The organism is Paenibacillus sp. 01T422, assembly GCF_056398785.1.
Genome location: NZ_JBFTQB010000969.1, coordinates 1 through 4,306, shown reverse-complemented (window position 1 = coordinate 4,306; position 4,306 = coordinate 1). Strand labels below are relative to the sequence as shown.

The window sequence follows — 4,306 nt, the reverse complement described above, 5'->3', positions numbered from 1 at the left end:
AAGGCTTTACTTGATTACCACTTACGTAGTCCCCCGATACAAATGTCCCTCTGCGTGCAAGCCTATATACAATACCCTCTTTTACTAAAATCTCTAAAGCAAGCTTCGTTGTCATTCGACTAACTGCATAAAGCTTAGCTAATTCACCTTCAGAAGGAACAGGATCATGGGGTTGCAGATTCTGTCGTGATATTTCCTCTTTGACCTTCTCGGCAGTTTGCATATAAAGCGATGTTTTCCGTCCCTTTTTACTATCCTTTACGTTCATTCTGCCATCCCCTAGACTATGAAATATCAATAGTATATAACACTTTGTGATATCCTACTATCTATGTTAAAATCATGATAGCGCTTACCTGCATGTCACCTTGCATCTATATATTCAGAAATGTTGGAGGGACAAATGTGGAAGAACATGCAAAAAATGAACACGTTAATTACCATCATCCCTTACTTCGCTACAAAATATGGGACATTACTTTAGGGCCACTTCCTTCGCTCCCTTGGAACCCGTGGCACTATCATAAAGAAGTAGAAATCATTCTGTTATTTGAAGGTGCCATGCAAGTAGAAACTGTCGATACCATCTATAATTTACAAGATCAGGATTTGTTAATCATCGGATCATCTCGGTTGCACCGCACCAGAAGGCAGAAGTTAGTCAAACAAATTGTGCTGCAATTGGACATAGTAGCACAATTAGATCAATATACCAAAGACTTCTCCCCTATTTTGCTGGAATTATCGGAACCACTAGATCGCATCAATGAAGTACTGACTAACAACCCGTCAGTCAAAGAAACCATGTTTCACCTATTAGTCCAAGTGTACCAAGAAGCAAGTCATATGGAACCCGGCTACGAACTGGCGATAAGCGGTGCTTTCAAACAGCTGCTCTCCCTGCTCATTCGCCATGCTCCCTCCTCTCCTCCCATTTCACCAGCAGATTGGCAGCGTCTCAAGCCAGTATTGGATTATATTGAAATCCATTACCGAAATCCGATTCGGATTCAGGATATCCTCCATCTCGTGCATTTAGAATATCACTACTTTATCAAATATTTCCAACAGTGTATCGGAATGTCCTTTGTCGATTATCTTCATTTGAGGAGAATTAAAACAGCTGAGCATCTGTTGCTTACCGAAACGCTTTCTATTGCTGACGTTGGCGTGCAATCCGGTTTCCCGAATGTCAATATGTTCATTCGTATTTTCAAACGCTACAACGAGTATACGCCTTCCGAATTCCGAAAAAAACGAATACAGAAACCTATATCCTTGGTGTAATATCTGATCATTTATGCAATGCCTGAATAGCAAAAAAAGTGTTCTTCCCCAATCGGAAGAGCACTTTCTTTGTGTCAACGGGTAGACAGCTGCTACTCCTTTTTATGCAAATGCGCATTCTTTTGGATGAGTTCATCCGTTGCCCTACGAGCGATACGAGTTGCTATGAGCCCATCCAGGCCAGTCGGCATATCGCCCGTTTGACCGGTTTCAAGCGACAAAGCAAAAGCATCGTACATGCCAGGGAAATTTTTCTCGCGGGTAAAAGGAAACCGAGTTGTTCCGGTTGAATTCCRCATCTCAAATAATTTGGATTCACGATCATAACGTATAACTCCGTCAGTCCCGATCAGTTCATAAATAAAACTTGATACCGGCTCTTTGGCGGTAAAACAGTAAGAATAACTAATTTCTAACATCGTATGTACGTCATTGGCATGCTTCATATGAAGGTACATATGGTCTGGCGCTTCATAATTGTCCACCCAGGCCCCTTCCGAATGCTGCAGTTGCACATCGGAATTCAGCCACCATCTTGCAAGGTCAATTTGGTGCACACCACAGTCAACCATAGGTCCGCCTTCGATCATTCGGTTTGCCCGTCTTAAGTTTAACTGTTGTGGAACTTGATCATAATTCATATATTTACCATGATTATTCCAAATATAGCTTAACCTCAGTGAGCGATACTTGCACATTATGTTTCTTCTGCAGCTCATCTTTTCGAGAGACAACAGGTTCATAAATAGCAGTTAATTCAAATTTAGATGAATTTATTATTGAGGGAATATGCCCGTAATTTGCAACAACTCCGCAACCCATCAAGCCCAATTTAAACATAATCTTTCCTCCTGTAGATCCTGCCGACCTGCTCTATTTTGTTCTTCCTATTCCTTAACCGAACCCATTAATACCCCTTGCACGAAATATTTTTGCAAGAATGGATACACCATCAAAATTGGGAGCGTGGCAACCACAATAGCCGCATATTTCAATGTTTCGGGAAAAGCCGTTTTATTGGCATCATCAATGACTTGTCCGTATCCAGTGGAGTCGCCAATGATGACAAGCTGCCTTAGAACGACTTGCAGCGTCCAATAACGCGAATTATTCATGTACATGATCGCCGCGAAAAACTGATTCCAGTTCCCAACGGCGTAAAATAATGTAAAGGATGCAAGTGCAGGCAATGACAAGGGTAATGCGATTCGCATAAAAATACCAAAGTTGCTGCAGCCGTCAATCCTTGCCGAATCTTCGAGCGCTTGTGGGATACTCGCGAAAAAGTTTTTCAAAACAATCAGATTAAAAGCAGAAATGGCACCTGGTAACATTAATGCCCAAAGGCTATTAATCATCCCCAGCTGCTTAACAACTAGATAAGTCGGGATTAGCCCACCACTAAACATCATTGAAAACACGATTAACATCAAAATAGACCTGCGAGCACGAAAACGCTTCTTCGACAAGGAGTAACCTAACGTTGAGGTAAACAACATATTTATAGCTGTCCCTACTACCGTTATAAATATTGTAAATAGTAGTGCTCTCACAAACGACGGGGTAGTAAGGATCATTTGGTATGACGTTAGAGTAAACTTCTCTGGCCATAGAATAATGCTTTCAGTAAGCACCTGCTTGATTGGTGATAGTGAGGCGACAATGACATAATAGAAGGGAATAAAGGTTATTACCGCTACTAAGAACAATGATAGATAGTTAGCACCATCGAAAATCCGACCGCTTACTCCTCTATTTCGAATCATGCTGACATCCTCCTTATCGTTCCCTGCTCAATATATGCCATCTTCGCCAGCCTTTTTAACCAACCAATTCGCAACAGCAACAACGATGAGACTGATGATGGATTTAAATAGTCCAACAGCCGTGGAAAAACTCAATTGCCCCTCAACCAATCCCTTTTGATAGACAAAGGTTTCGAAAACATCTCCTACGTTTCGCACCAAACTGTTCAACATGAGGAATATTTGCTCAAATCCAACATCCATGATATGTCCCAGACGCAACAAGAACAAAATGATAATCGTACTGCGAATCGTTGGTAGCGTTACGTGCCATAACTGTTTCCAGCGGTTCGCTCCATCCATGACTGCAGCTTCATACAATTGCGGATCGACTCCTGCGAGTGCAGCTAAATAGATGATGGTCCCCCAGCCGGCTTCTTTCCAAATATCTTGTATAACAATCAGCGATCTAAAAACTGTCGGTTCAGACAAGAAATTAATCGTTTTGCCACCCATTGCTTCAATGATATGATTAACGACTCCCCCGCCTGACAACAAGACAAACGTAATAGAGGCAATAACAACCCAGGAAATAAAATGCGGCAGATAAATGATCGTCTGAATCAACTTTTTAAAGAAAGTTTTGCTTATTTCGTGCAGCATCAGGGCAAAAATGATGGGAACTGGGAAGAAAAAGATCAGCTGATAAAAGCTTATTAACAACGTGTTTCTCATTAGGTTCCAAAAATGATCATAAGCAAAAAGCTCCTGAAAATGCTTAAACCCAACCCACTCGCTTTTCCAAAATCCCAAAAAAGGACTGAAATCCTGGAAGGAAATTAGAATTCCCCACATCGGCAGATATTTAAACAAAAGAAAATAAACGATCCCAGGAAGAGCAAGCAAATAAAGATCCCAGTCCTGAAAAAAAGAAATAAATCTTCGTTTCGTTGCTTTCTTCGTTATCGGCCCCGTTAAGCTGGATTGCCCTGAGAATTGGTTCATACATGTCATCCCCCAATGATACAAGTTCACTTGCCGCACTATGTACGGCAAGTGAAACTGAAAGAATGCCTTATTTACTACCCTGTGATTTATAAAACTCGTTTGTTTCCTTCGTTATTTGGTCACCGCCACCTGTTTTCCATTTCGTGACAAACTCATCGAAAGCATTGGCCGGCAGCTGCCCTGTAATAATTCTTGTAAAGTAATCATATCTAAGCTTGTTGTTTATTTCTTCGTTTTTCTGTATTTGAGTCGGTGAGATATAGGAG

6 protein-coding genes and 1 pseudogene are annotated in these 4,306 nt (G+C 41.3%); 1 reads left to right on the top strand and 6 read right to left on the bottom strand.

Annotated features, from left to right (window positions below; genetic code table 11):
* The coding region (locus tag AC1DUA_RS34250; RefSeq protein WP_477503987.1) for a GntR family transcriptional regulator at nt 1-268 on the bottom strand (268 nt) is incomplete at its 3' end.
* Nucleotides 269-405: 137 nt separating this feature from the next.
* On the opposite strand from AC1DUA_RS34250, the gene AC1DUA_RS34245 reads away from it, so the two are divergent.
* Complete coding sequence (locus AC1DUA_RS34245) at nt 406-1,287, top strand: helix-turn-helix domain-containing protein (protein WP_477503986.1); 882 nt, start codon at nt 406-408, stop codon at nt 1,285-1,287.
* Nucleotides 1,288-1,379: 92 nt separating this feature from the next.
* Here AC1DUA_RS34245 and AC1DUA_RS34240 read toward each other — a convergent pair whose 3' ends face one another.
* The 5 genes and pseudogenes from AC1DUA_RS34240 to AC1DUA_RS34220 all read right to left on the bottom strand — a co-directional run.
* Complete coding sequence (locus tag AC1DUA_RS34240) at nt 1,380-1,928, bottom strand: Gfo/Idh/MocA family protein (protein ID WP_477503985.1); 549 nt, start codon at nt 1,926-1,928, stop codon at nt 1,380-1,382.
* Between the two features lie 13 nt (nt 1,929-1,941).
* Entirely contained in the window at nt 1,942-2,127 is a 186-nt protein-coding gene (locus AC1DUA_RS34235; RefSeq protein WP_477503984.1) for a hypothetical protein, read from the bottom strand.
* A 47-nt stretch (nt 2,128-2,174) separates the two neighbouring features.
* On the bottom strand, nt 2,175-3,053 hold the full coding sequence (locus AC1DUA_RS34230; protein WP_477503983.1) for a carbohydrate ABC transporter permease: 879 nt from the start codon (nt 3,051-3,053) through the stop codon (nt 2,175-2,177).
* A gap of 27 nt (nt 3,054-3,080) precedes the next feature.
* Nucleotides 3,081-4,037 carry an ABC transporter permease gene (locus AC1DUA_RS34225; protein WP_477503982.1) on the bottom strand — a complete coding sequence of 319 codons (957 nt, stop codon included), beginning with the start codon at nt 4,035-4,037 and terminating at the stop codon, nt 3,081-3,083.
* Between the two features lie 70 nt (nt 4,038-4,107).
* Nucleotides 4,108-4,306: pseudogene (locus AC1DUA_RS34220) on the bottom strand (hypothetical protein); the annotation flags it as partial.

Bases quoted from the DNA above. Each gene is read 5' to 3' on its own strand.
- AC1DUA_RS34235 (WP_477503984.1), bottom strand. From the start codon at position 2,127: ATGTTTAAATTGGGCTTGATGGGTTGCGGAGTTGTTGCAAATTACGGG.
- AC1DUA_RS34230 (WP_477503983.1), bottom strand. From the start codon at position 3,053: ATGATTCGAAATAGAGGAGTAAGCGGTCGGATTTTCGATGGTGCTAAC.
- AC1DUA_RS34225 (WP_477503982.1), bottom strand. From the start codon at position 4,037: ATGAACCAATTCTCAGGGCAATCCAGCTTAACGGGGCCGATAACGAAG.